3 protein-coding genes are annotated in these 1,155 nt (G+C 69.1%); 2 read left to right on the forward strand and 1 reads right to left on the reverse strand.

Annotated features, from left to right (window positions below; translation table 11 throughout):
- The first annotated feature begins 63 nt into the window (after positions 1-63).
- Both VXC91_RS47400 and VXC91_RS47405 read left to right on the forward strand, forming a co-directional pair.
- The gene (locus VXC91_RS47400) at positions 64-351 is read left to right on the forward strand and encodes a PAS domain S-box protein (protein WP_345127438.1); all 288 of its coding nucleotides are present in this window, start codon (positions 64-66) and stop codon (positions 349-351) included.
- A gap of 40 nt (positions 352-391) precedes the next feature.
- Entirely contained in the window at positions 392-967 is a 576-nt protein-coding gene (locus tag VXC91_RS47405) for a PP2C family protein-serine/threonine phosphatase (protein ID WP_345127436.1), read from the forward strand.
- On the opposite strand, the gene VXC91_RS45885 is transcribed toward VXC91_RS47405, so the two are convergent.
- On the reverse strand, positions 905-1,155 hold a 251-nt coding region (locus VXC91_RS45885), incomplete at its 5' end, for a SpoIIE family protein phosphatase (RefSeq protein ID WP_329513251.1). The two genes, VXC91_RS47405 and VXC91_RS45885, sit on opposite strands and share 63 nt — an antisense overlap.

Here is a 1,155-nt window from a genome sequence, read left to right on the forward strand (position 1 = left end):
AGTCGCGATCCGGCTGGTGAAGGCGGGGCGCTGGCCGGTGACGGTCGTACCGTAGGCGGTCGATTGTTCGGCCATGCACCGGACGACCTCGTCGGCATTCAGGTCATCGATCTCGTGGCCGCCCCGCGACGCCGACGCCACGGGGCGCTCCTCCGCGCCTGCCTACGCCAGGCAGACCCGAAGCCGATCGTCCTGGACAGGAGACTGTACGGGCAGCACAGCGACAGCGGTGAGTTCCCCATCGAGGTGACCATCAACAGCCTCCAGGCAGGAGAGCAGACGCTGGTGTTCCTGACCGGACGGGACATCAGCGAACGCAGGCAGGCCGGCCGAACGCGCCGAGCGCTATGAGGAGCACCGACGCGTCGCCTACACCCTGCAGCACAGTCTCATGGGCGGGCCGCCTCGTCTTCCCGGCCTGCCCAGCGCGCACCGGTACCTGGCGTCCGTCCAGGACCCCGGAGTCGGCGGCGACTGGTTCGACATCATTCCCCTGGACCGGAACCGCACTGGCATCGTCGTCGGCGACGTGATGGGCCGCGGCCTGAAGGCGGCAGCCGTCAAGGGCCAACTGCACGCAGCCTCCCACGCGCTGGCCCGCACGGGCATGCCACCCAGCGGACTCATCACCGGGCTGGACGCGTTCGTCAGCGACCTGGCGGATCAGCTCGCCACCTGCGCCTACCTGGTGATAGACCAGAGCATCCACAAGGTCACCCTGTGCTCGGCCACCTGCCGGTCATCGCCCTGTCCCCTGGCAGGCCCGCCCACCGGCTGCAGGCAGCGGTCGGTGTACCGCTGGGCGTCAACGATTCGTGCTGCGACACCGTGCCCTACAAGGACCGCTGCTCCAAGGAGCGTCGCTCCAGGGGGCGTTCGCCACCGTCCTCGCAGCCCTCTGCCCTCAGTCGCCCGGTGCGACACGATGGGTAACCAGAGCCGTGAGGTCGTCGTCGAGGGCGCCTGAGACGTAGGCGCGCAAGTCATGGTGGAGGTGGGTGAGGAGCTGGCGGGGCGTGGCCAAGGACCATCGGCGGATGCGCTGGCTGAGGGGGTAGAAGGTCCCGGTGAGGTCGCGACTCTCGCTGACGCCGTCGGTGTAGAGCAGCAGTCGATCGCCGACGGTGAAGGGGACGGTGTCGACCTGGTAGGGGG

The organism is Streptomyces chiangmaiensis, from assembly GCF_036281785.1.
Taxonomy (GTDB): domain Bacteria; phylum Actinomycetota; class Actinomycetes; order Streptomycetales; family Streptomycetaceae; genus Streptomyces; species Streptomyces chiangmaiensis.